This is a genomic window from Corynebacterium sp. NML98-0116, from assembly GCF_001767255.1.
GTDB classification, from domain to species: Bacteria; Actinomycetota; Actinomycetes; order Mycobacteriales; family Mycobacteriaceae; genus Corynebacterium; species Corynebacterium pseudogenitalium.
The window spans coordinates 1,270,705-1,295,611 of the sequence record NZ_CP017639.1 but is presented as its reverse complement, the minus strand read 5'-3'; the positions used below and the strand labels follow the sequence as shown (position 1 = coordinate 1,295,611).

Genomic DNA, 24,907 nt, shown 5'->3' with positions numbered 1-24,907 from the left:
AAGCTGGCGTCAAAAAGAGTGAGATGCACGCCAAAGCGTTACGGAACTGTTACCTTGGCTAGGCTCGTGCCCTAATGGTCTGGTCCTGCCTTGGCGACGATCTTCTTCATGATTCGGTTGAGTTGGTCGGCCTCTTCCGGCGTAATGGAATCGAATACGAGCTCGCGGAGCTTCTGAAGGTAACCGGGCGTGGACCGCACGATGAATTCGACGCCGTCTTTGGTGAGCGTGGCGATGTTGGTGCGGCGGTCCGTCGAGTCTTGGCTTCGCGCCACGAGCCCACGTCTCTCCAAACGTGCGACGATATGGGACAAGCGTGATGCAGACATCTGTGTTGCCTTCGCGAGTTGGCTCATCGTGATCTTCTGATCGTCAGCTTGTGCGATCTCTACCAGTGCAAGGTAGTCAGACAGATTCATGCTTTCATTGGCCTTGAGTGCTTCGTCAAGGCGGGCAGGGATCCACGAGATCATTGCCCACATAGTGAGCCAAATTTCAGTGTCGTGTTCATCAAGCCAACTGAATCGATGCATGTGATGAGATGTTAGTAACTACAACAGATTTCAACCTAATTTTGTTCAGAGTCCCAGCTTCCGGGGCTACGTTTGAACGAAGGTGGCGTCTCTTAGCGCAAGAAGTTTTGTGGCGCGCCGACGTACAGCCTCGTAATCGGGCAGATTTGTTCTAGATTGCTAGGCATGACTGATAAAAACTTGCGCGATGCTACACCCGAGGATGTAAGTGGACTCGAAGGCATTCCTGAGTTTCAGGGATCGGCTCGAGGCGACTCGGCTCAGGGAATCTATTCGATGACGGGGAAGGCTGCTCCCACTGAGGTGTTTCCAAACGCCGACGCTCCGGGCGGCTTCGATGCCACACCGGCGACCGAAACGGTTGTTGCCAACAACACGCTCGATTCGGTGCCGACGACCTATGCGCAACCAGATGTTGCCGCTGACTCTGACCTGGAAGAGGAGAAGGTTGAGCACGCAAAGCGCGGTACGCTCGACTTTGGCTTGCTGATTGCGCGCCTTACCATCGGGCTCGCGCTCATCCTGCAAGCGATTGCGGTGTTCTTCCGTCTAGGCGATTCGGCTGGTATCGGTGGGCTGGAAGCAGAATTTGCTGCGCAGGGCTACGCATTTACCGACGGCCTGGCTATCATCCTGCCGACGTTGCAGCTCGCCGCAGGTGTCTTCTTGCTGCTAGGGCTGTTGACGCCAGTTGCAGCGATGGTGGGCATCGCAGTTACTGGCTTTGCCGTTTTACACAGCATTGTTGTGAGCGGAGTTGGCCTGAACGTGTTCGAGTGGGAACCAGCAACAGTCTTGGCAGCAGTGCTTTTCGGTGTGGTGCTCGCGCTGCAGTTTGCTGGCCCTGGCCTGTACGGCGTCGACGCGACCCGCTCGTGGGCGCGCCGACCACTGGCAAGCTCCTGGATTTTCGCAGTCCTTGGGTTAGCCGCAGCTGGTGCGTTGTGGTGGTTCGGCGCCGGGGTAAACCCGCTCGCCTAACCACGACTGCCCGCTAGTCGAGCTGGCGGACGGCGCCCTTGTCGGCGGACGTTGCCATCTTTGCGTACACCTTGAGAGCCTTCGACACTTCGCGGACACGATTTGGTGTCCACGGGTGCTCGGAGGCTTCCATTGCTTCACGGCGCTTTTCCAGGACGTCTTCGTCGACATCGAGGGTGAGCTCGCGCCGAGACACTGAGATCGAAACGGTATCGCCGTTTTCGATCAGGCCGATGAGGCCACCGTGGGCAGCCTCGGGTGAGATGTGTCCGATGGAAAGTCCTGACGTGCCGCCGGAGAATCGGCCGTCGGTAATCAGGGCGCACTTCGTGCCCAGTCCGGCACCCTTCAAGAAGGAAGTGGGGTGAAGCATCTCCTGCATGCCTGGCCCACCCGCGGGTCCTTCGTAGCGGATCACGACAACCTCACCCTCAAGTACTTCGTGTGCCAAGATCATCGACACCGCCTGCTCTTGCGAGTCCACAACATGCGCCGGTCCCGAGAACTCCCAGAGACCTTCTTCAACACCTGCAGTTTTGAGGATCGCGCCGTCCGGAGCAAGGTTGCCACGCAGGACGACCAAGCCGCCGTCAGAAGTAAACGGGTGGTCGACATCGTGGATCACGCCACGGATGGCATCGGTATCCAGGCTCGGCCACCGCGCTGACTGCGAGCATGCCTGCGTGGTTCGCTTGCCACCCGGCGCGGCGTGGAAGAGTTCGATGGCTTCTTCACATACGCCGGTGCCACGGATATCCCAGTCCTTGAGCCACTCGTGGAGGGAGTCGTAGACAATTGAGTGCACGTCCTCGTGTAGCAGTCCGCCGCGGTGGAGCTCGCCGAGAATTGCTGGGATGCCTCCGGCGCGGTGGACATCTTCGACGTGGGCTGTGCCGTTTGGAGCAACCTTTGACAGGCACGGGATGTGGTGGGACAGGTCGTCGATATCCGCGAGTGAGAAGTTCACCTCGCCCTCTTGCGCGGCCGCAAGGATGTGCAGAATCGTGTTCGTCGATCCACCCATGGCCATGTCGAGGGCCATTGCGTTGCGGAACGCGTGCACGGTTGCGATCTCGCGCGGCAATACTGAGGTGTCGCCTTCTCCGTAGTAGCGGTTGCACAGGTCAACGATGGTGGCGCCAGCTTTTTCGAACAGCTCACGGCGCGCTGTGTGCGTGGCCAGGGTGGTGCCGTTGCCAGGGAGTGAAAGGCCGAGCGCTTCGGTAAGGCAGTTCATGGAGTTAGCGGTGAACATGCCGGAGCACGATCCACAGGTAGGGCAGGCGCCTTCGACGATGGCATCGAGTTCGTTATCGGAGACAGCATCGTTTGCGGAAAGCGCGATGGCGTCAACAAGGTCGGAGGCTGGCTTTTCGACGCCACCAACGTTAATTGGCTTGCCTGATTCCATCGGGCCGCCGGAGACGAAAACCGTAGGGATGTTAAGCCGCAGTGAAGCATTCAGCATGCCCGGTGTGATCTTGTCACAGTTGGAGATGCATACCATTGCGTCGACGGTGTGGGCGTTGACCATGTACTCCACCGAATCCGCGATGATCTCGCGGCTGGGCAGGGAGTAGAGCATGCCGGAATGGCCCATGGCGATACCGTCGTCGACGGCGATGGTGTTGAATTCTTTCGGCACACCGCCGGCGGCGCGTACAGCTTCCGCAACAATTTCCCCTACCTCTTTGAGGTGCACGTGGCCAGGAACGAACTGCGTGTATGAGTTGACGATGGCAACAATCGGCTTGCCGAACTCATTTTCTTCTGTACCGGTTGCTCGCCATAGTGCACGTGCGCCTGCAGCTTGGCGGCCAATGGTTGTGACTCGTGAGCGGAGAGGGATCACGGCTTACTCCTTTGTACGTGGCGCGGGCTCGGGCCGTGGCCCGGGCAGATCAGGGTGTGCCTTGACGTATTCGTCGTAGGCTTCTCGCGACATTAATACTTTATTGCCGTCTTTGTTGATGATTTCATATTTTCCGTCGGCGGCTTCCTGCGCCTGCGTGATGACGTCCGTGATTCGGCCCCGGGAAGCTTCTGCAAGTTCCGGTAGCATATTAAAGGTCACACCGGGCATGGTGTGCGATGCTCCGTCAAGAGTTGTGGCCTTCGCCTTCGCACCCTGAAATGCAATTCCCGCCAGGTCAGACCAGGCGATGGTCACGTTTGGCTTCACCATGTACCGCAGAGCAATGCCGCGTTCGCTGATCGTGGTGGAGGCGGTGAAGATCCAGAGCAACCACGCGAGCGGAATGATCAGCAGCCAGCCAAGAAGGAGCGGAGCCCAGGAAATTCCGATCAACGCGATGCCTGTCATGAGGACAACCGCAATGACGTGTTGTTTGCTAGGGCGAAAGGTGGTGGGCGAGTCAGTCATGCAAGTTATGCTAGCCAATCTTGTTACGGCTGCGGGAGTTGCTCCTTATCGACGTCCACTTCGTCCGTCGCCGTCTCTTCCTGAGTAGCTGGCGTGGCTGCCGGTTCCGGTCGTTCGTATGTGGATGTTTCGGACGTCCAATCAGATGATTCCGACTCGGTCGTTGTGGATGAAGGCGTGGTTGCTTCGGTGGTTGGCGTGGCTGTTGGAATAGTAGTGGTGACGTCGGACGTGGGGATCTCTTCTTGGGTGGCAGGCATGGGGGCGCTCGTGGATGCAACCGGCCGGGCAGGTGGCGCCCAAACACCGGAATTTGCGTTGCTTTCCTCCGCGGGTTGCAACATGAGGCCGCGGACAATGAGCAAAATGGCGAACCCCGCGAGGAGGAACGCTGTGGACATACGCATAATTCCGCGGAATACGCGCTTCGGTGCAGGTGCGTCGTCATCAGTAAGCGTCAAGTCATCAACTGCTGCCGGATCTTGGGCCACTGGGTCTGTCGCCGGCAGCTTTTGCGTCTGAGGAAAGGACTCTGAAATACGCTCTGTGGGCGTTTGCACATCAAAGTGCCTGGTCGGTTGTTCCAAACCTTGCACCAGTGCGCCCTCGAATGTTGTTGCCGCGCCGTACTCGTTCCAAAACTCGTCGAGGATCGCCATGCGGATTGCGCGCTCCACCTTCCACTGCATCAATGGTTGAGTGCGAACCATCACGCGCATATCCACGGTCCATGAGCTTCCGACAGTTGCGGGGGCGTTCACCGCTACTGCGGGTTGTACTTCGACCTCGTCGATGGTGGCGTCGGCAATGTCGGGTTGCGCAATCGCACGCTGCGCCGCGGCGAGGGTCCTCTTCAACGCTTCTTCCGCAGACGTTGAACCGAGCAGTGGGACAGGAATGACGACGACCGCGCTGGACCAGTAGTTGGATTGGTTGATGCATATGCGTGCCGTCGAGTTCGGAATAGAGATGGTCGATTGCTCGATGGTGCGGATTTGAGTTGCGCGCATTGTAATCTGAATGACCTCACCGGAGACGTCAATCCCGTTGCCCTGAAATGCGACGTAGTCGCCCACACCAAACTGCTTTTCGCTGAGGATGAAGAAACCCGCCAGGAAATCCGCGATGATGTTCTGTGCGCCAAAACCGATGGCTGCCGATACAACCGTTGCGGGGATCGCGGCACCGGCGAGTGAAAAGCCGAGTTGTTGCAGTGCAAAGACGAAAATCAAGAAGTAGGCAACCATCTGGGCGATGTATACACCGACGCCCACGATTGCTAGGCGGCCCTTCGATTCGTCCGTCTCACCAGACTCTTTGACCTGCCGCTCAGCGTGACGGTTCAGGAAACGGCCAGCTCGTGGCACTAAAAATGCGAGTGTGAGCAGGAGAGCGAGGTTGATCCCCGTCTCCGCGAACCAGCGCCAAATCTGTTCGGCAATGTATGACATCGGCATAGTTTTTGAATAATAATCCAAATCCCTCACATTCCCCTGTGGAATGTGTATGATTCAACTCATGATCATTTCGCACGTACTAGTCATTCTTATTCCGCACCGGCGCTTGCCGTAGCGGACTGCTTGCCTAGTCAGTCGCGAACTCAAGCGCCCTCGACAGCCACACGGCTTGGTCGGGGGCTTTTGTTTTAGATCTGATTCGATGGTTGTTGTTATTTGAAACACTAAGGAGCTCGACATCGTGGTTGCTTCACACAAGCCCCCGACGAATGCATCGACGCAGCCTGGTGATGAGCGCACCGCGCCGCTGATCACCGGAGCCGACGCTGTCGTTCGCAGTCTTGAGGAGCTAGGTACCGAGATTGTCTTTGGCCTCCCCGGTGGCGCGGTGCTTCCTCTTTACGACGCACTGTTCGCAGCAGAGAAGCTGCGGCATGTGCTGGTTCGCCATGAGCAAGGTGCAGGCCACGCCGCAGAAGGGTACGCGGTTGCTTCTGGAAAGGTTGGCGTGTGCATCGCCACTTCCGGGCCGGGGGCCACAAACCTTGTCACACCGATCGGTGACGCTTATCTGGACTCGGTCCCGATTGTTGCCATCACCGGCCAGGTAGGTTCGTCAATGATCGGAACCGACGCGTTCCAAGAGGCGGATATTCGTGGCATTACGATGCCAATCACTAAGCACAACATCATGGTCACGGACGTCAACGAGATCCCGAGTGTGATTGCAACTGCATTCCACATCGCATCTAGTGGCCGTCCGGGTCCGGTGCTTGTGGACATCCCGAAGGATGTTCAGGCACAGCTCATGGAGTTCTCGTGGCCGCCGAAACTGCTCGAGACTGGGTATGTTCCCGCTGATGAGCCGCTCAATGAGCAGGTGGTGAAGGCTGCGGAGCGAATCTCGCAGGCGAAGCGGCCGGTGTTGTATATCGGTGGTGGCGTCGTCAAGTCTGCTGCGAACAAGGAGCTGCTTGAGCTTGTCGAGGCCACTGGCATCCCAGTGGTGACTACCTTGATGGCGTTGGGCGCATTCCCGCAGGACCATCCGTGCTACATGGGCATGCCTGGCATGCACGGCACCGTGCCGGCGGTTGGCGCCCTACAAGAGGCAGATCTCCTGATCGCAATTGGAACCAGGTTTGATGACCGCGTGACCGGTGACGTTGACACCTTCGCGCCTCACGCGGACACGATTCACGCTGACATCGACCCGGCGGAGATCGGGAAGATTCGTCCAGTTGATGTGCCGATCGTCGGTGATGCGAAGAAGGTGCTTGCTCAGCTCACTGCAGCGTTTACAGGCTCGCCGAATACTCCGGCGCCGAAGATAGACGCCTGGATGGAGCGGCTTCAGGATCTCCAGGAGCGGTTCCCGCGTGGGTACGACAAGCAAGACGATGGGAAGCTTTCTCCGCAGTTTGTGATCGAGATGCTGTCGAAGACCGTCGGAAAGGATGCGATTTACGCGTCCGGCGTTGGCCAGCACCAGATGTGGTCAGCGCAGTTCCTGGACTTCGATAAACCTCGTCACTGGTTGAGCTCCGGCGGCGCCGGCACCATGGGGTATGCGGTTCCAGCCGCTATGGGTGCGAAGGCCGCGATGCCCGATAAAGAGGTATGGGCCGTCGACGGGGATGGTTGTTTCCAGATGACGAACCAGGAGATCACCACCGCGGCGATGGAGGGCTTGCCAATCAAGGTCTGCCTGATTAACAACGGCAACCTCGGCATGGTCCGCCAGTGGCAAACGTTGTTCTATGAAGGCAACTACTCGCACACCAAGCTCGGTGGGGAAGAGGCATACGTCCCTGACTTTGTGAAGCTCTCTGAGGCACTCGGGGCGCAGGCTGTTCGCGTCACGAAGGAAGAGGACGTCGTCCCCGCGATTGAGTGGGCGCGCGGTATCAATGATCGGCCGGTCGTAGTTGAGTTCATCGTCGGCGAGGACGCACAGGTTTGGCCGATGGTCGCTGCGGGCGCTTCGAACTCAGACATGCAGTACGCGCTCGGGATGCGGCCGTTCTTCGACATGGAGGAATCCGCCGCGGAAACCCCAGAAGCAATTCACGAAGTGTTGACGACACTCGAAGATGAAACAGAGGGAGCGAAATAAGATGGCACCAGTGCAAACAATCACTCGGCATAGGCTGTCGGTGCTTGTGCAGGATGTCGATGGCATCATTACGCGCGTATCCGCTCTGTTTACGCGCCGTGGCTACAACATGGTCTCGCTTGTGTCGGCAAGCACTGAGACCGAAGGCATCAACCGGCTGACCATCGTGGTCGATGCGAGCGAGTACTCCGTTGGGCAGATCCAGAAGCAGCTCAACAAGCTCGTCCAGGTTATTAAAGTCCAGAGGCTTGACGACGACGCCACCGTCGCCCGATCGATGATGCTGGTCAAGGTGAGCGCGGACAACAGTAACAGGCCGCAGGTCGTGGATGCCGCGAACATCTTCCGCGCACGTGTCGTCGACGTCTCGCCCGAGTCCCTCGTGATTGAAGCGACGGGCACGCCCGCAAAGCTGCGGGCGTTGCTTGAAGTACTCGAGCCTTTCGGAATTCGCGAGCTTGCGAGTTCCGGTGATGTCGCGCTTTCGCGCGGCGCCGAAACAATGGCATCGCAATCCTAAGCGCGACGCTATTAACTCCGATATATTTCTCCATACGCATAAAGAAAGGTGAGCCGACTCATGGCTATTGAAGTTTTTTACGACCAGGATGCAGACCTGTCCATCATCCAGGGAAAGAAAGTTGCAGTAATCGGCTATGGATCGCAGGGCCACGCGCACGCGCAGAACTTGCGTGAATCCGGCGTCGATGTTGTGATCGGCCTGCGTGAGGGCTCGAAGAGCGCGGAAAAGGCCAAGGAGGCTGGCTTCGAGGTCAAGAGCAACGCTGATGCTTCCGCATGGGCGGACGTCATCATGTTGCTGGCACCGGATACTTCGCAGGCAGAAATCTTCCGCAACGATATTGAGCCAAACCTGAAGGCTGGCGACGCCCTGTTCTTCGGCCACGGCTTGAACATCCACTTCAACCTGATTGAACCAGCGGACGACATCATCGTGGGCATGGTTGCGCCGAAGGGCCCGGGCCACTTGGTGCGTCGTACGTTTACTGAGGGCAAGGGCGTGCCGTGCCTGATTGCTGTCGAGCAGGACCCAGAGGGCAATGGCCGCGACCTGGCACTCTCGTACGCTGCAGCAATCGGTGGTGCTCGTGCCGGTGTCATCCCGACGACCTTCGAAGCTGAAACCGTCACCGACCTGTTCGGAGAGCAGGCCGTTCTGTGCGGTGGCCTGGAGGATCTCATCATGACGGGCTTCGATGTCCTCGTCGAGGCTGGTTACGAGCCAGAAATGGCGTACTTCGAGTGCCTGCACGAGATGAAGCTGATCGTGGATCTGATCTACGAAGGTGGCATGGCGAACATGAACTACTCCATCTCCGATACCGCAGAGTTCGGCGGCTACCTGTCTGGTCCGCGCCTCATCGATGAGGGCGTTAAGGACCGCATGCGTGACGTGCTGCGTGATATCCAGGATGGCACCTTCACCAAGCGCCTCGTTGAGAACGTGAAGAACGGTAACAAGGAGCTGGAGGACCTGCGCGCCAAGGTCTCCTCGCACCCGATTGAGAAGACCGGCAAGGAACTGCGCTCGATGATGAGCTGGGTGCAGAACCCGCTGAATGAGACCGCCTAGGCTTTCTCATAACGTAAAAACTGGGAGCGACCCAACAGAAGGGCCGCTCCCAGTTTTGTTTGTGCTTTGCGCTATTGCGCTGGTGCCGTCTCGGATTCGGGTGCGTCGCTAAGGACTTCGTCGAGATTCACTGTGGTAGTGACTTCTTCCGGCACTGTCGGTTCGGAAGCGTCAGTGTTCGTCTCGGTAGCAGGCTCAACCGTTTCCGTGGTGTCTTCTGTCATCGTGGTGGTGATATCGACGGTTTCAGTTGCCGTCACGCTGGGCTGGTTGTTGTTGAATTCTTCTTCACTTTGGCCGCCGGCGAACAGGGACCACAGTAGCCATGCGAGAAGGAGGAAGACGAGGATGCCAAGGAGCCACTTCCACCAACCGCCGTTCTGCGGAGTTGGCTCGGATGGAGCGGGAAGGTGGCGTCGCTCCTCTGGTATCTCGAGTGGGGGGTTGTTTGGGGTTTCGTGTGGTTGCTGAGTCACGTGTTTCCTTTCTTTTTGGTCCAGGCTAGCAAAAATCGTTCTGATTGCTTCCGAAGTTGCCCGCTTTACCGATATTAAAAGGTGGATTAGAATTACGGCATGTCGCATAGCCAGGACCACGCTCACACTCACGACCACGATCACGTCGGCGACGCGCCACTGCGTGCCCTGCTGATCGCGCTGGGAGTCACCAGCGTGGTCTTTTTCGCAGAATTGATCGGTGGCTGGCTCACCGGTTCGATGGCGCTGATGGCCGATGCCATGCACATGCTGTCGGACGCTGCTGGACTGATCATTGCGGTGATCGCCGTGGTGATAGGGAAGCGGGCAGCCTCGATGAAGGCCACGTATGGATATCGGCGCGTTGAAGTACTGGCCGCGGCGACCAACGCGCTGACGGTGCTTGTGATTTCTGTCTGGATCGTGGTGCAGGCCATTCGTCGAATCTCTGCACCTACTGAGATTGACACGGCACCGATGATGGTGATCGCCCTCATTGGCTTGGTCGCAAACGCGGTATCTGCGTGGGTGCTGCATAGCCAAAGGGAAAACTCCGTCAACGTTGAGGGCGCGTTTTTGCACGTACTTGTGGACATGCTCGGTTCGGTTGCGGTGCTCGTCGCCGGTGCGGTGATTGCTTTTACTGGCAGCCAGCTGCCGGACGTTATCGCTTCCTTCTTGATCGCGGCGTTGGTGTTGCCACGGGCGTGGTCGCTGCTCCGTCACTCCCTCCAGGTGCTACTGGAGCAGGTCCCTCCGGGATTCGATGTTGAGAGCGTCGAACCGGCCCTGCGAGCAATTGCCGGTGTGGTGGATATCCATGACTTGCACCTGTGGTCGCTCGATGGGGTGTCCGTATTGGCGACGGTTCACGTGGTTAAGCACCCTGGTGAGCAAGGAGCCCGTGTTCTCGACGACGCCCAAGAAGTATTGCGTGAGCTGGGGATTGAGCATTCCACGATCCAGGTGGAGCTGCCCGAACACCGCGGCCACGAGAATGTTTGTTGATTCTGTTCTAAAGTATGACTTATGGGTTTTACTACGCCAAGCTATTCACTCAAGGATCTCTTCGCGCGGGCTGAGCGCGGAGAGCTGCAGCTACCCGATTTTCAGCGCGAGTATATCTGGGATGTTGACCGCATTCGCACCCTGGTTACCTCAGTCTTGCGCGGCTATCCAATCGGCTCGTTCCTCGCGTTGGATACACGCGGGACACCGATGCGATTTCGCCCGCGCCCGCTCGAAGGGCTCGAGCCGAGCGTCAAGGAACCGCAACCGGGGCTGTTGCTTCTCGACGGCCAGCAGCGCCTCACTTCGCTGTACCACGCATTTAAGGGCGACGGCATCGTCCCGACCGTAGACTTCCTTGGTCGACGCATTCACCGCCAGTTCTTTGTGGATGTGCGGACGGCCGTCTCTGCCGATCCAATGCCGGTTGAAGCAGTCTTCGCTGTTGACGAAGAAGGCCAGATCCGTTCGCACTTTGGACCGGATATTCCGGAGGGCATCCGGAACCGGGAGGACATGCTGAAGCACGGTGTCGTGCCGGTGTCGCTGTTGCTCTGGAAAGAGGGCAATGACCTGCTTTTAGACATGGCGGCGGATGCCGAGGATCATGAAATGCGCGACGCGGTCAAGCTCTTCCTGAACGAAGTCATGCGCTGGATGCCGGCCTACGATGTTCCAGTGATCCGCATTGACCGGGAGACCTCGCAGATTGGCGTTGGCCAAATCTTCGCCCACGCAAACTCGGCGGGTGTCCAGATGGATGTTTTCGAGTTGCTGACGGCCATGTTTGCTACGCAAGATCCTGACTTTTTGCTTGCTGAGCATTGGCGGGGCGTCGAAAAGCAGTTGCGCGAGTACCCAGCTTTGGATGACATTGGGCGCATTGAATTCCTCCGCGCGATGTCACTTTTGCTGACGAGTCGGCATGGACACGCTGTTGGACACCGCGGCGACATCTTGAACCTTTCCCTCGATGACTACCGCCAGCATGCGCAAGAAATGGCGGATGCGTTTAAGGCGGCGGCTGAGTTTATGGCTGAGCGTTGTATTCTCAGCGTGGATCAGGTCCCGTACACCTCGCAGATTGTGCCACTGGCTACGATTTTGGCGCGTTTGGCAGAGCATCCGCAGTGGGACCGTAGCCAGGAGTCGAAGGACCGTCTCAACCGCTGGTACTGGTCGGGGGTGTTTGGAGAGCTCTACGGTGCGCACGCACCGACGATCCGTGCGGGCCTCGACGTTACCGAGGTCACCCCGTGGGTGCTGCAAGAGACTGACGCGACGCCACGTACAGTGTCGGACGCCACGTTCTCGGAGTCTCGTTTGCTTACGGCGACGGAGGAAAGCGGTGTCTACCGCGGACTGTACGCACTGCTGATGGCACGCGGCGCGCTCGACTGGAGGACAGGAAAGCCGTTCAACCGGGAGACGTTTGCGGAGCTGCAGCCGTACTTCAACACTGTGTTCCCACCTGCGTTTTGTGATGACATTGGCGCTGACCCAGTCGTTGCACAGTCGGTGCTCAACCGCACGCCGATGGGTAAGCGCACGGATGTGCTGATTGAGGACAATCAGCCGAAGCGCTACATTCCGCGCCTGCAGTCGAAGTCGCTCATGGACGACGACGAGTTTGATGAAGTCCTCGAAGGCCATGAGATGACGCCAATTTTCTTGCTGAACTCTCAGTGGACGGAGTTCTTGGCGGATCGTCGCGAACGTTTCGTCGGGATTGTCGAGTATGCGCTTGATAAGGCCGTGATCCGCGATATTGATGGCTCACTTGAGTCAGAGGTTGATTTCTCTGAAGAGCCCGAGCCAGAAGTAGAACCTGCACCAGCTGCTGAAGAGCCTGAGTTTGAGGCGCCAGAAGTTGAGCAGGAAGAGCCGGAAGGCGAAGAGGATTAAGCAGGTTGGGATACGGCAGCGTTGCCTCGCATTGTTGTGCGTGGCAACGCTGCTTGTTGCTTGCTCGCCAGAGCAACAATTAGGCCCGCTGGGAGAGGCGAGGAAAGTCAACCAGTCGCGCCATGTATCAGCGATGTTTGAGCAGCATCCTGTCGTGTTAGCAGACCGGACGGGGCTTGCATCGTTGCAGTATTTCTTCCGTGCTTCCGAGACGCTAGTGGTGTCGGATCCTTCAGTAGAAGCACAGCTGCGAGCTGCCTCAATCGCCGTTGTTGCCCACGCCCCGATGTTGGTCTACGACCCGAACCGACACAACGAGATTCTGCAAGAAACCGAGCGTTTACATACCTATACGGTGCTTACGGTTGGTGATGTGCCACTGGCGCAAACCACTGGACGGATGCGTGTGTACCGCGACCCGGGTGGGCGGGGAGCTTTAGGCCCGATGACGTCGCTGATGTTTGAGGAACGATTGATATCCTCACCCGAGTCTGCTGCGCAGGAAGTGGCGAAGTTGCGCTCGCGTGAGCCGACCTGGCTGAGAGCCGCGTGGGCGGACCCTGCCGTGATGAAGGGGGCGCAGGCAAGACCATTCCCGATTCTCTCCCGCAGGGATGCCGATATGGCTCCGTTGGTTGTGGCGACGGCGAATACTTCGATTGCCGCGATCGCGAATGCGCGCAGCTTTGGGGCGAAGGTTGTCTTCGTGGACGAGCCGGACCCGAGAGCATCCTTTGAAACACTATTTGCTCTTGCAGGGTTAGCGGACGGCCCGCTCGTTGCACTTGGAACCGATTTCGGGACCAGCGACGAGCTATCGCGCAGGATTTCGCAAGCGGAAGAAAAGTATCAGGCTAACCGCAGGACAACCGGTAACTGACCTATTAAGGTGTTCGGGGTATCCACTCTGTTTGATTCTCAGGAGACCCCATTCTTATGTCGAAACCTGTTGTCCTCATCGCCGATAAACTTTCCCAGTCAACCGTTGACGCACTTGGCGACGCGGTGGAAGTCCAGTGGGTAGATGGCCCAAACCGTGAGGCGCTGCTCGCGGCAGTCCCCGCCGCGGACGCGCTGCTTGTTCGCTCAGCAACGACGGTCGATCGTGAGGTGATCGAAGCAGGTGCAAACCTTAAGATTATCGGCCGTGCTGGTGTCGGTCTTGACAACGTTGATATTCCGGCGGCAACCGAGCACGGTGTGATGGTTGCTAACGCCCCGACCTCGAATATTCACTCAGCCTGTGAGCACGCAATCGCATTGCTGCTTTCTACCGCTCGCCAGATTCCGGCAGCTGATTCCACGCTGCGTAATGGTGAGTGGAAGCGCTCGGCGTTTAAAGGCACCGAGATCTTCGGCAAGACCGTAGGCATTGTCGGCTTCGGGCACATTGGCCAGCTGTTCGCGCACCGTCTGTCTGCGTTCGAAACCACGATCGTCGCATACGACCCTTACGCGAACCCTGCGCGTGCAGCGCAGATGGGTGTCGAGCTCGTCGAGCTCGAGGAGCTGATGGCTCGTGCAGATTTTGTGACGATCCACTTGCCGAAGACGAAAGAAACTGCAGGCATGTTCAATGCGGAGCTGCTTTCGAAGGCCAAGCCGGGACAGATCATTATCAATGCGGCCCGCGGTGGCCTCGTTGATGAGCAGGCGCTTGCCGACGCCATCAAGTCTGGCCACATTCGTGGTGCAGGTTTCGACGTGTATGCAACCGAGCCGTGCACGGATTCGCCGCTGTTTGAACTCGAAGAGGTCGTCGTAACGCCGCACCTTGGCGCATCTACGGCTGAGGCGCAGGACCGCGCGGGTACTGACGTTGCGGATTCTGTGTTGAAGGCACTGGCCGGCGAGTTCGTCGCTGATGCTGTCAACGTTGCTGGTGGCAACGCGGGCGAGGAGGTAGCTCGTTGGCTCGACTTGTCGCGCAAGCTTGGGCTGCTTGCAGGCAAGCTACTGGAAGAGGCTCCGGTATCGCTGAAGGTGACGGCTCGCGGTGAGCTGTCCACGGAGGAAGTCAACCTGTTGGGCCTGTCTGCTGTGCGCGGTCTGTTCTCGGGCATCGTCGATGAGCCTGTGACGTTTGTGAACGCACCTGCTATCGCTGAGGCCCGCGGATTGAGCTATACGGTCGAGACAGAGACTGAAGCACTGACGCACCGCAGCGCGCTCGAGGTCCAGGCCGTTGGGGCAGAAGGGCAGACCGCTACGGTGACTGGCGCGCTGACGAGCCTGGAGGGCGTTGAGAAGATCGTTCGCATCAATGGTCGCGGTGTAGACATGCGTGCGGAAGGCCGCAACTTGTTCTTCCGCTACACCGATGTCCCTGGAGCGCTCGGAAAGGTGGGTTCGCAGCTTGGTGCGCACGATATCAATATCGATGCTGCCGCGCTGACTCGCACCACGAAGGGCGACGGTGCGGTGCTTATCCTGCGCGTGGATAAGGAAGTTCCAGAGCAGCTCGAGGAGCAGATCGCGCAGTCTATCGACGCCACTTCGATCCAGCTCGATTTGGATTCCTAAAGGCGGTTCCCTCACGGGCGGACAGTGTTACACTAAACGCACTGTCCGTCTGGTGAGAAAGGAATCCCAAAAATGAAGGTTGCTGTTATTGGTGGGGACGGCATCGGCCCTGAAGTGATGGCAGAGGGGCTCAAAGTTCTGAATGCTGTTCGCTCGGACGTAGATACCACGGATTTTGACCTCGGTGCGCGTCGATACCTGCGTAACGGCGAGCTGCTCACGGACGGTGACCTCGAGGCGCTGTGTGAACATGACGCAATCCTGCTCGGCGCAGTCGGGGACCCGCGAAAGGTTCCCGCTGGTGTGCTTGAGCGCGGGCTCCTGTTGCCACTGCGCTTCAAGCTGGATCACTATGTCAACCTGCGCCCGTCGCGCCTGTACAAGAGTGTGACCTCGCCGCTGGCACGGCCGGGTGACATTGACTTTGTAGTTGTCCGCGAGGGAACCGAGGGGCTCTATGCCGGCAATGGTGGCACGCTGCGCGAAGGTACCGAGCATGAGGTTGCCTCCGAGGTTTCTCAAAACACTTATTACGGTGTTGAGCGCGTCGTGCGCTACGCCTTTGAACTTGCTCAGCAGCGCCGCAAAAAGTTGACTCTTGTGCACAAAACGAACGTCCTGGTCAACGCTGGTGGTTTGTGGCAGCGAGTCTTCGACGAGGTCGCGCAGGAGTTCCCAGAGGTGACCACGAACTACCACCACATCGACGCGGCGACCATTTACATGGTCAGCGACCCTTCGCAGTACGACGTCATTGTGACGGATAACCTGTTCGGCGATATTTTGACTGACTTGGCCGGCGCAGTTGCGGGTGGTGTGGGCCTTGCGTGCTCGGGCAATATCAACGCGGCAAAGGTCACGCCTTCGATGTTTGAGCCAGTCCACGGTTCTGCACCGGATATTGCAGGTCAGGGTATCGCCGACCCGTGCGCGATGATTCTCTCCGTCGCGATGATGCTGCGCTTCCTCGGCGATGAAGACAATGCCCAGAAAATTGAAGCGGCCGTGGAAAAGGAAGTGACGGGCCGCGAAGGGGCTGAGATAGTGACGACTGAGGTTGGCGAGCGGATTGCTGCCGCGCTGAGGTAACCACGTAGGGTTGAGGCCAGATTTAAACAGGACCTCCGTGTAGGAAAGGCGGGAGACATTGAAGATGGCTTCGACCCGGCATCGTGTTGGCAGCGTCATCGTTGCGCTCGGTGTCGCAACGGCAAGCTTGAGTGCGTGCGCAACTGGCGACGCCGAAAAAGGAGCGCAGGGCGCGCAAGCCTTGGAGATGTCCGGTGCCGAGGTTATTCAAGACCCAGACGGTACCGGCGCGGAAGTTTCGAAGCGGTTGTATCCAACGTCGGACGCTGTGGTTGTCGCGGGTAAGGAGCGGGAGTCGCAACTGCTTGGTGCGGCAATCGCCCTGGAACGTGGCATCCCTTTGTTAGTGCGTTGGCCAGGTACAGACGAGACTGTTGATGTAGAGATTCAACGTCTAGGCGCCACCGAAGTCATCACGCCATCAGAGGAAGCGGGCGTGGAGCCGCTGCAAAGCGACAACCCTGAGCGTGATATCGCCACAGTTGCGGCTACGCAGCCACAGCAACCTGGGGCACTCACACTGCCACCGGTCCTGGTGACGGAGGAGACGTCGCTTGGAGCCGCCGTGTCCGCGCGTGCAGCAGGTGCGGAACTCGAAGTCTTGCAGTTCCCGGATCCACGTGTCACCTCAGACGCTATGCGCACAGTGCTGGAGCAAGACACGCTCGCCCTTGGACTGCAATGGGGCAACACCGAAATGTACCGGGACAAGATCACGCTCGCGACGCACGGTGAATTACCTGGAGGTGGCGGTCTTGTCTTTCCCGGACGGCGCATGATTGCGCTGTACGGGCACCCGTCGGGCCCAGCACTCGGCGTTATGGGGGAGCAGCCTCCGGCTGAAGCGGCCCAGCTAGCAACATCGTATGCGCAACAGTACCAACCGTTGGACGGGCAGCCGGTGATCCCTGCGTTCGAGATTATTGTCACGGTGGCTTCGCAATCTCCTGGCCCTGACGGCGACTACTCCAACGAGACAGCGATCGAGGACCTCGTACCGTACATCGATGCGATCACTGAGGCTGGTGGCTACGCGGTGCTCGACCTCCAGCCCGGTCAGGGTGATTTCCTTCACCAGGCTCGACTCTACGAAGAGCTCCTGCTTCGGCCGAACGTGGGGTTGGCCCTCGATGCCGAGTGGAAGCTGAATCCCGGCGAGCAGCCATTGTCCCGTATCGGGTCGGCAACTTCGGGCGAAATTAATGCTGTTGCTGATTGGCTTGCGGCCCTCGTTCGAGAGCACAAACTGCCACAAAAGATGCTCATCCTGCACCAGTTCAGGCTGGACATGTACCCGGATCGTGAAAATATCCGCACTGACCAGCCGGAATTGGCGTGGGTGCTCCACGCGGACGGCCACGGCGTGCCGGAGCAGAAGTTTGATACCTGGAACGTCCTGCGTCAAGGTTTGAGTGCTGATTACTTCATGGCGTGGAAGAACTTTATCGACGAGGACACCCCTACCTTTAGCCCGGAGCAGACATACAACGACGTCCAACCTCGGCCGTGGTTCGTGAGCTACCAATAAAGTGCGAGCAGCCTTCGGGGTTGTATGCTCGTCCCTATGCGTTTTGGACGAATTGCTACACCCGAAGGCATGACCTTCGCTGTCATTGATGAAGCGGCGACGACCGCGCGTGCTATTGCTGGTACGCCATTCACCGACCCTGAGTTCACCGGCAAAGAGTGGAAGCTTGAAGAGGTGAGGCTGCTTGCACCGACGTTGCCGTCGAAAATTGTGGCAGTCGGCCGCAACTACGCGGACCACGTCAAGGAAGTCTTTCAACAGACCGCGGATGATTTGCCGCCGACGATTTTCATCAAACCGCCGACAGCAGTTGTCGGTCCCGGCGCGCTAATTCGCATCCCCAAGTTCGCTACCCGCGTTGAGTTCGAGGGAGAGCTTGCACTCGTCATCGGCGTGCCGTGTAAGAACGTGAAAGCGGACCAGTGGAAGTCGGTAGTGCGTGGTGTCACCATTATTAACGACGTCAGCTCGCGTGATCTCCAGTTCTCCGATGGGCAGTGGGCACGCGCGAAGGGCATGGATACCTTCGCTCCGCTAGGGCCATGGATTGAGACAGATCTTGAGCGCTTCAATTTTGATTCGCTGCCGATCAAGGCGCACCTCACGCACGAGGGAGAGACTGCGACAAAGCAGGATTCCAACTCGGACCAGATGATTAAGTCGATCGGCGAAATCGTCGAGTGGGTCAGCGAGTCATTCACGTTGCTTCCGGGCGATGTCATCGCAACTGGCTCACCTGCGGGGACCGCGGAAATGGTCCCGGGCGACGTGATTGAGATTGAGATCCCAGGTATCGGCTCGCTGACTAACCCGGTGGCGCGCGCCTAGTTGGGGCTAAAGGCCGAGCGCACGCATGATGGTGCGCAGTTTGGCTGTGGTCTCGTCGAGCTCATCTTGCGGGACGGAATCTGCGACGAGCCCGCCGCCAGCCCAGGCGCGAGCCTGAGTGCCCGCGGCGTTGACCTCCGCGCAGCGGATCGCAACCATGTATTCGCCATCGCCGCTCTTGTCGGTATAGCCGACGGTGCCAGCATAGAACCCTCGGTCGGTCTCTGCGGTGGTGATGAGCGCCTCCGCCGCGGCTTGCGGGGTACCGCAAACAGCTGGGGTGGGGTAGAGGCGAAGCGCAAGGTCGAGCGCTGTTGGCGCAGGGTCTTTCAGAACGCCGCGGATTGGGGTGGCAAGATGCCACATTTCTGAAGTCTTATCCAGTTGTGGTCCGTCTGGAATGTCGAGTTGGGAACACAGTGGCGCCAGAATCTCGCGGATGTGCTCGACCACGTACGCGTGCTCGTCGCGATCCTTGGCGGAAGCAAAGAGTGCCTGACCATTCGCCTCATCAGCCGCAGGGTCGTGTGGGACACGGGCAGCTGATCCTGCTAGCGGATACGAACTCACGATATTGCCTTTGCGGCGCACCAAAACCTCAGGTGATGAGCCCACGAAGAAGTGGCCGACACGCCCGCTCGGTGTGAGGTCTGCGATGAACCCGTCGCGGGTATAAGAAAGGTCAATCAGGCGCGCGGCGACCAGGCGAGGATCGACGGGTGGATCGAATGCGATGTCCACTGCACGAGCAAGGACCACCTTGTCCAACATGGACCCCTGGATCGTGGAGACCGCTGCTTCAACCCGGCGCAGGTGTTCTTCCGGGGTGGGATCGACGTCGATAAGCGACGCGTGCAGCTTTGAGCCTGGGCCGACTCGATAGTAAGGATGAGGCTCGAGCGTGCCAGATTCCCGGACTATGGATTCGGGCACTGTCAGCGCCGCGGGCGTGTCTTTATCGAATGGGAGAGCGCCTACCACCATCTCGACGTCGCCGGACTCGAGGGCGTCGATAGCTTTCCATGCGTCTGAGAACGTTTGATTGGCACCTTGCGTGCGCACTGAACCGGTGCTTCGGGAAAGCAGGAAGTCGGGCGCAGTGGTGGGGCGGGCTGAACACATGTGGTCATATTTTACTAGGCGCAGTCCCGTAGCCCGTACTAAGGGCCTGCCATATGCGCCTTGATGGGGCAGGGGCGCTACGATAAAGCACATGAATAAACCAGCAAAGATGCGTGTCCGATTTTGTCCGTCTCCAACAGGTACGCCCCATGTCGGTATGGTGCGTACGGCCTTGTTCAACTGGGCACAGGCACGACACAGTGGCGGCACGCTGATTTTCCGCATTGAAGATACCGACGCCGCACGTGACTCGGAAGAGTCCTACCAGGCAATCATCGACTCCTTGAAGTGGCTGGGCCTGGATTGGGATGAAGGCGTTTTGGTAGGCGGCCCACACGAGCCTTACCGCCAGTCGCAGCGAATGGATATCTACAAGGAAGTCCTGGACAAGCTGATCGAAGCCGGAGAGGTCTACCCGGCCTATTCCACGAACGAGGAGGTTCAGGCGCGGCACAAGGCGGCAGGGCGCGACCCCCAGCTTGGCTACGACAACTTCGACCGCGACCTGACTGAAGAACAGATCGCTGCATATGAGGCTGAAGGCCGCAAGCCAGTTTGGCGTCTGCGCATGCCGGACAAGGACTGGACCTGGAACGACTTGGTGCGTGGCGAAGTGACGTTCAAGTCGCAGACGCAGCCGGACTACGTTGTTGCACGTTCGAACGGTGCGCCGCTGTACACGCTGGTCAACCCAGTTGATGACGCGCTGATGCAGGTCACGCACGTCCTGCGTGGCGAAGACTTGCTTTCCTCGACTCCGCGCCAGCTTGCTCTGTATGAGGCGCTCCAGCGTATCGGCGTCGCTGAGTTCACTCCTGAGTTCGCGCATCTGCCGTTTGTGATGGGGCAGGGCAATAAGAAGCTTTCCAAGCGCGATCCGGAATCGAACCTGTTTAATCACCGCGACAACGGCATCATCCCGGAGGGCATGATCAATTACCTCGCGCTGCTGGGCTGGTCGCTGTCTTCTGATGAAGACATCTTCAGCGTTGATCAGCTTGTCGAGGCGTTCGATGTTTCTGATGTGCTTGGTAACCCTGCGCGCTTCGACCAGAAGAAGCTAGAGGCGATCAACGCTGACCACATCCGCTTGCTTGAGCCAAAGGACTTCGAACAGCGCCTGCGTGATTACCTGACCGAGTTCACCGACTTCCCAGCCGACTACCCGGCTGACAAGTTCGCACTCGCCGCCGAGCTGGTTCAGACCCGTATCAAGGTCCTGTCAGATGCGTATGGACTGCTGAAGTTCCTTGTTACTCCGGATGCAGATCTTGTCCTCAACGAGAAAGCGGCGAAGAAGAACCTCAAGGACACTGCTGTCCAGCCTCTCGACGCCGGCATTGCGGCACTCGACGCCGTTGCCGAAGATGACTGGACTACTGAGTCTATTGAGAAGGCTCTGCACACCGCGCTGATCGAAGAACTGGAGTTGAAGCCACGCGTTGCGTTCGGTGCGCTCCGTGTTGGAATCTCCGGGGAGCAGGTTTCTCCACCACTCTTCGAGTCGATGGAGCTGCTGGGTAAGCAGTCCACGATGGCGCGCTTGCGCGCTGCGCGTGAGGTTACTCCGTACACTGCGCCGGAGGCTTAACGGGCCTAACGAGCATTGGCGAAGTCGAAGAGGTATCGCATGGTTTGCGATACCTCTTTTTCTATTATGACCAGGCGATTTGTGTCGTATTGGGCTTTATGGTTATAGTAGTCATCGTTGTTCAGAGCGAGCAAGGCAAAACGAAAGAAACAGTTTAGTCTTGTGAGTGAAGAAAAACAATGGCCTATGGTGTAATTGGCAACACAACGGTTTCTGGTACCGTCATTCTTGGTTCGAGTCCAGGTAGGCCAGCTACAGAACTTTGGTTCTGTGTCCTAATGCCCCGTTCGTCTAGCGGCCTAGGACGTCGCCCTCTCACGGCGGTAACACGGGTTCAAATCCCGTACGGGGTACAAGTAACAGCCAGTGCGTTGCACTGGCTGTTTTGCTTTGTTTACCTTGGTCGGTCCGTCAGTATGGTTGGTACAGTTTCCCTATGCCGATCCCTGTACGAAAACGCTGTGTCCTAGCAGTCTCGGTGGTAGTACTGCTTGCCCAGGCGCAGGTACCGCCAGCTGAAGCGGAGGCCAGTTCAGCCCAGAACAATCCGCTGTCGTCGATCTTCACAGGCGAGCCTTCGCGGTCAGGGTCGAGCGTGCTTGATGCCGCAAGCGTGGTGTTGGCGGTTCTCAGCCTGAGTTCCGCAGTACCATTGCTCGCCATCCCCGCAGCGGTGTTGGTTGCGTTAGGCAGGGGAGAGCTGGGGTCATCGATGTACCAGCTGTATCCGGGAAGCTCCACTGGTTCGTCGAGAGGAGATGCATCAGCAACGTTTCCAGCGCATGAAGCGCCGCCCGCTGAGCTGCGGTCTATGCGTCAAGTTGAAGGGGACTTGTGGGAACTCACGGTGTGGTCGCCGTCGATGCAGCGAGAGGTGACGAATGATGTGCTGCTGCCGCGTGGCACCGCGCCTCGACCAACGTTTTACCTCATGATGGGGGCAGACGGCGCTGCGGGCGGCTACAGCTGGGCGAATTCCTCGGACTATCAAGCGTTCTTCGCTGGCAAGCTCGTCAATGTGGTGACACCGAAGGGGTCAGTGTCTTCAATGCAGGCCGACTGGTATCGAGAGGACCCGGCTACAGGTACGAACAAGTGGCTCACCTACATGACTCGTGAGTTACCGCCACTTATCGACGCCCAGTTCCACGGCAACGGGCACGACGCCATCGCCGGCATCTCGATGTCTGGTGGCCCTGCGCTGGACATCGCCGCGAATGCTCCGGATCGGTTCGTGGCGGCCGCATCCTACTCGGGCTGCCCGGCGACCACCGGCGTGCTCGGCGGTATCTACACATCGTCAGGGGTGACAATGAACAAGGGGAACCCGGTCAACATGTGGGGGACGTCGTCGAACAGGGCGTGGTGGCGGCACTCGCCAATTCTTAACCTGGAGCGACTACGCGGGACCACGCTATGGCTGGGGGCTGCACAGGGCGTGCCCGGCGCGATTGACGAGGAGGCATCGTCAAAGAGGCTCGGAGCGCCCATGGTAATCGAAGCAACTTCGTATGCATGCTCGAAGTACTTCGCTGAGACAGCACAGCAGCAAGGGCTCAACGTGACGTGGCATGAAATCGTTGAGGGAACCCATACGTGGGGAGTGTTTGAGCATATGCTGCGAGCGTCATGGCCAACCATCGAGGGCGCGTTGCGGGAAAGCGGCGCGTGGCCTGCAGATTTGGAGAGTTCATAGGGCGACGTTTATTGTTAACGAGTCGCAAAAAGCGAGCGCGCCCCGTTCGTCTAGCGGCCTAGGACGTCGCCCTCTCACGGCGGTAACACGGGTTCAAATCCCGTACGGGGTACAAAGGCAGTCAGTGCAAGCACTGGCTGCCTTTCTTTTTGTGCTTCAAAGGCATGTAGTTTACAGGCTGCGCAGTTCGCGTACCATCGGAGGACCAAACTCCAAGATGAAAGGAACGTGAACATATCATGAGAAAAGCTCATTCTGCGGCGCTTGCAGCGGTGGCTGCTAGCGCACTTCTGCTGGGCGGCTGCTCGCAAGCTGGCACGAGCGCACCATCCACATCGTCAGAGGCCGCCCCGGCCAGTGAAGCGCACTGGGGGTACGAAGGAGACGGTGCTCCAGAGCACTGGGGCGACCTTTCGACCGAATTCGAGGTCTGTGGAAATGGCAAGGAGCAAAGCCCAATCAACTTGAGTGACGCTACCCCTGAAGACTTGGCAGACATAGAGTTTGCATATGCTGCCAGCACGGGTGAAGTTCTGAATAACGGACACACGTTGCAGTACACGCCGTCGACAACGCAGAAGGTAACTCTCGACGGTGAAGATCTGGAGCTCGCGCAGCTGCACATGCACACTCCTGCAGAGCACGAGGTCGACGGTAAGCAGCTTCCTGGCGAGATCCACTTTGTACACAAGAATGCGGCAGGTGACATTACAGTCCTCGGAATTCTGCTTGAGGAAGGTGCACCGAACGAGCTAGTGCAGTATCTGCTTGATAATGCGCCAGAGAACGTGGATACCTCACATATCTCTCAGGAGGAGATCAACATCGCGGATGCTCTTCCAGCATCACATGAGTACATCACGTATGGAGGCTCTTTGACGACGCCACCTTGCTCTGAAAACGTTCGCTGGATCGTAATGACGCAGCCGGTAACTGCCTCAGCTGAGCAACTGCAAGCATTCGAATCGCTGATCGGCAAGAATGCTCGTCCTGTTCAGGACCAAAATGGCCGTGAGCTCACGTTGGACGCCACGAGCTAAGAAAGTAGTGATAGGGAGTACGCTGGTCACGTGCTGATTACAGTGTTGCTCTCCATCACGTTCGCGTGCGGGCTGATCATCGCAGCCCTGCATGTGTTGAACCACCAGTTCATCGCCCCTGTGTATGACGTGTGGCTCAACCTCGCAGCGTTTGCAGCGGCCACGACGTCGAATACGTTGCTGCACCAACCGTTGCCGGCGGTTCTGTCGGGGTGTGCTGTGGCCGCCTGGGTGTATCTCGGAATGAGAACGGTGAGAGCGAAGCGTGCTGGACTTGTTGCTGGCGGGCAGCGCCGCCAGCAATCAAGGGTTACCGCAGGGCCTCGGTGAGCTCCTGAGCAGCCTCATGCAGCTCGGGGCCCCACTTTTCGATTGGGGTGGGGGTGAGCCGCTCGGCCGGCCCGGAAACGGAAAGGACAGCGATGACTGATCCGTCTGGGTTGGTGATGGGCGCAGACAGGCTCGCCAGCCCAACTTCACGCTCTGCGATTGACTCAGCGAGTCCGGTTACACGGATCGCCTCGAGGTCTTGCGAGGGAAACGGAGAGGCGTCGATAAGTGAGTGGGCGGCGAACACACGGGCAGCTGAGCCTGCGGTGAGTGAGAGCTGCGAGCCCACGGGAACTGTGTAGGTGAGGCCGCTCTCGGGCTTTTCTGCCGCGATGCAGGTGCGAGTGTCTCCGCTGAGCTTGTAGAGCTGCACGGACTCGCCAGTGACTTCAACGAGGTTGCGCATGATTGGTGCGGCGGCAGAGAGCAAACGGGGGGAGGAGTGCCCTGAAAAGTGGGAGAGTGCGCGGCCGATCGTCCATTGTCCGTCCTCTGTCCTTGCTAGGACGTTATGCACTTCCAGTGCAGTGGCTATTCGGTGAGTCGTCGCTCGGGGCAGTCCGGTTGCTTCGCTGAGCTCAGCGAGGGTTTTGTCGCCGCCTGCGACCGCTCGTACGATGGAAATCGAGCGATCGAGCACTTTAATTCCAGAGTCTTCGCTATACTGTCTCACGTCATGGATTCTACCATCTCACTCGGTGGGAGGT

The 24,907-nt window shown here is 58.5% G+C and carries 22 protein-coding genes and 3 tRNA genes; 18 read left to right on the top strand and 7 right to left on the bottom strand.

Translation table 11 applies throughout. The annotated features are described in order from the left end of the window. Window positions 1-71: 71 nt before the first annotated feature. The gene (locus BJP05_RS05820; RefSeq protein ID WP_070362584.1) at window positions 72-533 is read right to left on the bottom strand and encodes a MarR family winged helix-turn-helix transcriptional regulator; all 462 of its coding nucleotides are present in this window, start codon (window positions 531-533) and stop codon (window positions 72-74) included. Window positions 534-698: 165 nt separating this feature from the next. Here BJP05_RS05820 and BJP05_RS05815 point away from each other — a divergent pair, with 165 nt between their 5' ends. After that, window positions 699-1,514 carry a DoxX family protein gene (locus tag BJP05_RS05815; RefSeq protein ID WP_070362583.1) on the top strand — a complete coding sequence of 272 codons (816 nt, stop codon included), beginning with the start codon at window positions 699-701 and terminating at the stop codon, window positions 1,512-1,514. A 13-nt stretch (window positions 1,515-1,527) separates the two neighbouring features. Here BJP05_RS05815 and ilvD read toward each other — a convergent pair whose 3' ends face one another. Genes ilvD through BJP05_RS05800 form a run of 3 tightly spaced genes read right to left on the bottom strand, consistent with a single transcriptional unit; the run spans window position 1,528 to window position 5,348 of the window. Continuing rightward, window positions 1,528-3,366, bottom strand: a complete 1,839-nt coding sequence (ilvD, locus tag BJP05_RS05810) for a dihydroxy-acid dehydratase (protein WP_070362582.1) — start codon at window positions 3,364-3,366, stop codon at window positions 1,528-1,530. A 3-nt stretch (window positions 3,367-3,369) separates the two neighbouring features. Then, complete coding sequence (locus BJP05_RS05805) at window positions 3,370-3,897, bottom strand: PH domain-containing protein (RefSeq protein ID WP_070362581.1); 528 nt, start codon at window positions 3,895-3,897, stop codon at window positions 3,370-3,372. Between the two features lie 23 nt (window positions 3,898-3,920). Next, window positions 3,921-5,348: a mechanosensitive ion channel family protein gene (locus BJP05_RS05800; RefSeq protein WP_240492717.1), complete on the bottom strand. Its 1,428-nt coding sequence runs from the start codon at window positions 5,346-5,348 to the stop codon at window positions 3,921-3,923. A 247-nt stretch (window positions 5,349-5,595) separates the two neighbouring features. On the opposite strand from BJP05_RS05800, the gene BJP05_RS05795 reads away from it, so the two are divergent. Genes BJP05_RS05795 through ilvC form a run of 3 tightly spaced genes read left to right on the top strand, consistent with a single transcriptional unit; the run spans window position 5,596 to window position 9,064 of the window. Beyond that, window positions 5,596-7,470, top strand: a complete 1,875-nt coding sequence (locus BJP05_RS05795) for an acetolactate synthase large subunit (RefSeq protein WP_070362579.1) — start codon at window positions 5,596-5,598, stop codon at window positions 7,468-7,470. 1 nt (window position 7,471) lies between these two features. Further along, window positions 7,472-7,990, top strand: coding sequence for an acetolactate synthase small subunit (gene ilvN, locus BJP05_RS05790; RefSeq protein WP_070362578.1), 519 nt, complete (start codon window positions 7,472-7,474; stop codon window positions 7,988-7,990). A gap of 60 nt (window positions 7,991-8,050) precedes the next feature. Next, window positions 8,051-9,064 carry a ketol-acid reductoisomerase gene (gene ilvC, locus BJP05_RS05785; protein ID WP_070362577.1) on the top strand — a complete coding sequence of 338 codons (1,014 nt, stop codon included), beginning with the start codon at window positions 8,051-8,053 and terminating at the stop codon, window positions 9,062-9,064. A gap of 71 nt (window positions 9,065-9,135) precedes the next feature. On the opposite strand, the gene BJP05_RS05780 is transcribed toward ilvC, so the two are convergent. Continuing rightward, on the bottom strand, window positions 9,136-9,540 hold the full coding sequence (locus BJP05_RS05780; protein ID WP_070362576.1) for a hypothetical protein: 405 nt from the start codon (window positions 9,538-9,540) through the stop codon (window positions 9,136-9,138). 99 nt (window positions 9,541-9,639) lie between these two features. Between BJP05_RS05780 and BJP05_RS05775 the strand changes: the two genes are divergently transcribed. From BJP05_RS05775 to BJP05_RS05745, 7 genes are all read left to right on the top strand, one after another. Beyond that, on the top strand, window positions 9,640-10,548 hold the full coding sequence (locus BJP05_RS05775) for a cation diffusion facilitator family transporter (RefSeq protein ID WP_070362575.1): 909 nt from the start codon (window positions 9,640-9,642) through the stop codon (window positions 10,546-10,548). Window positions 10,549-10,569: 21 nt separating this feature from the next. Then, window positions 10,570-12,453: a DUF262 domain-containing protein gene (locus BJP05_RS05770; RefSeq protein WP_070362574.1), complete on the top strand. Its 1,884-nt coding sequence runs from the start codon at window positions 10,570-10,572 to the stop codon at window positions 12,451-12,453. A gap of 40 nt (window positions 12,454-12,493) precedes the next feature. Continuing rightward, window positions 12,494-13,333: a hypothetical protein gene (locus BJP05_RS05765; RefSeq protein ID WP_240492716.1), complete on the top strand. Its 840-nt coding sequence runs from the start codon at window positions 12,494-12,496 to the stop codon at window positions 13,331-13,333. Window positions 13,334-13,389: 56 nt separating this feature from the next. Next, complete coding sequence (serA, locus tag BJP05_RS05760) at window positions 13,390-14,976, top strand: phosphoglycerate dehydrogenase (protein ID WP_070362573.1); 1,587 nt, start codon at window positions 13,390-13,392, stop codon at window positions 14,974-14,976. Window positions 14,977-15,048: 72 nt separating this feature from the next. Next, window positions 15,049-16,065, top strand: coding sequence for a 3-isopropylmalate dehydrogenase (locus BJP05_RS05755; protein ID WP_070362572.1), 1,017 nt, complete (start codon window positions 15,049-15,051; stop codon window positions 16,063-16,065). Between the two features lie 64 nt (window positions 16,066-16,129). Continuing rightward, window positions 16,130-17,593 (top strand): cell wall-binding repeat 2 family protein, encoded by a 1,464-nt coding sequence (locus BJP05_RS05750; protein WP_070362571.1) that lies wholly within the window; start codon window positions 16,130-16,132, stop codon window positions 17,591-17,593. Between the two features lie 36 nt (window positions 17,594-17,629). Next, the gene (locus BJP05_RS05745) at window positions 17,630-18,421 is read left to right on the top strand and encodes a fumarylacetoacetate hydrolase family protein (RefSeq protein ID WP_084028657.1); all 792 of its coding nucleotides are present in this window, start codon (window positions 17,630-17,632) and stop codon (window positions 18,419-18,421) included. A 6-nt stretch (window positions 18,422-18,427) separates the two neighbouring features. On the opposite strand, the gene BJP05_RS05740 is transcribed toward BJP05_RS05745, so the two are convergent. After that, a complete protein-coding gene (locus BJP05_RS05740; protein WP_070362569.1) occupies window positions 18,428-19,543 on the bottom strand; it encodes an isochorismate synthase MenF in 1,116 nt (371 codons plus the stop codon). Between the two features lie 91 nt (window positions 19,544-19,634). Here BJP05_RS05740 and gltX point away from each other — a divergent pair, with 91 nt between their 5' ends. The 7 genes from gltX to BJP05_RS05700 all read left to right on the top strand — a co-directional run bounded on the left by gltX (window position 19,635) and on the right by BJP05_RS05700 (window position 24,200). Further along, window positions 19,635-21,134 carry a glutamate--tRNA ligase gene (gltX, locus tag BJP05_RS05735; protein ID WP_070362568.1) on the top strand — a complete coding sequence of 500 codons (1,500 nt, stop codon included), beginning with the start codon at window positions 19,635-19,637 and terminating at the stop codon, window positions 21,132-21,134. A 180-nt stretch (window positions 21,135-21,314) separates the two neighbouring features. After that, window positions 21,315-21,386, top strand: a tRNA-Gln gene (locus tag BJP05_RS05730). A gap of 28 nt (window positions 21,387-21,414) precedes the next feature. Beyond that, window positions 21,415-21,487: transfer RNA gene (locus BJP05_RS05725), tRNA-Glu, on the top strand. Between the two features lie 83 nt (window positions 21,488-21,570). Beyond that, window positions 21,571-22,830, top strand: coding sequence for an alpha/beta hydrolase family protein (locus BJP05_RS05715; RefSeq protein WP_168156183.1), 1,260 nt, complete (start codon window positions 21,571-21,573; stop codon window positions 22,828-22,830). Window positions 22,831-22,869: 39 nt separating this feature from the next. After that, a tRNA-Glu gene (locus tag BJP05_RS05710) sits at window positions 22,870-22,942 on the top strand. Window positions 22,943-23,069: 127 nt separating this feature from the next. Next, window positions 23,070-23,870 carry a carbonic anhydrase gene (locus BJP05_RS05705; RefSeq protein ID WP_070362565.1) on the top strand — a complete coding sequence of 267 codons (801 nt, stop codon included), beginning with the start codon at window positions 23,070-23,072 and terminating at the stop codon, window positions 23,868-23,870. A 30-nt stretch (window positions 23,871-23,900) separates the two neighbouring features. After that, complete coding sequence (locus BJP05_RS05700) at window positions 23,901-24,200, top strand: hypothetical protein (RefSeq protein WP_070362564.1); 300 nt, start codon at window positions 23,901-23,903, stop codon at window positions 24,198-24,200. Here BJP05_RS05700 and BJP05_RS05695 read toward each other — a convergent pair. Further along, window positions 24,181-24,873 carry an IclR family transcriptional regulator gene (locus BJP05_RS05695; protein ID WP_070362563.1) on the bottom strand — a complete coding sequence of 231 codons (693 nt, stop codon included), beginning with the start codon at window positions 24,871-24,873 and terminating at the stop codon, window positions 24,181-24,183. The two genes, BJP05_RS05700 and BJP05_RS05695, sit on opposite strands and share 20 nt — an antisense overlap. Window positions 24,874-24,907: the final 34 nt, after the last annotated feature.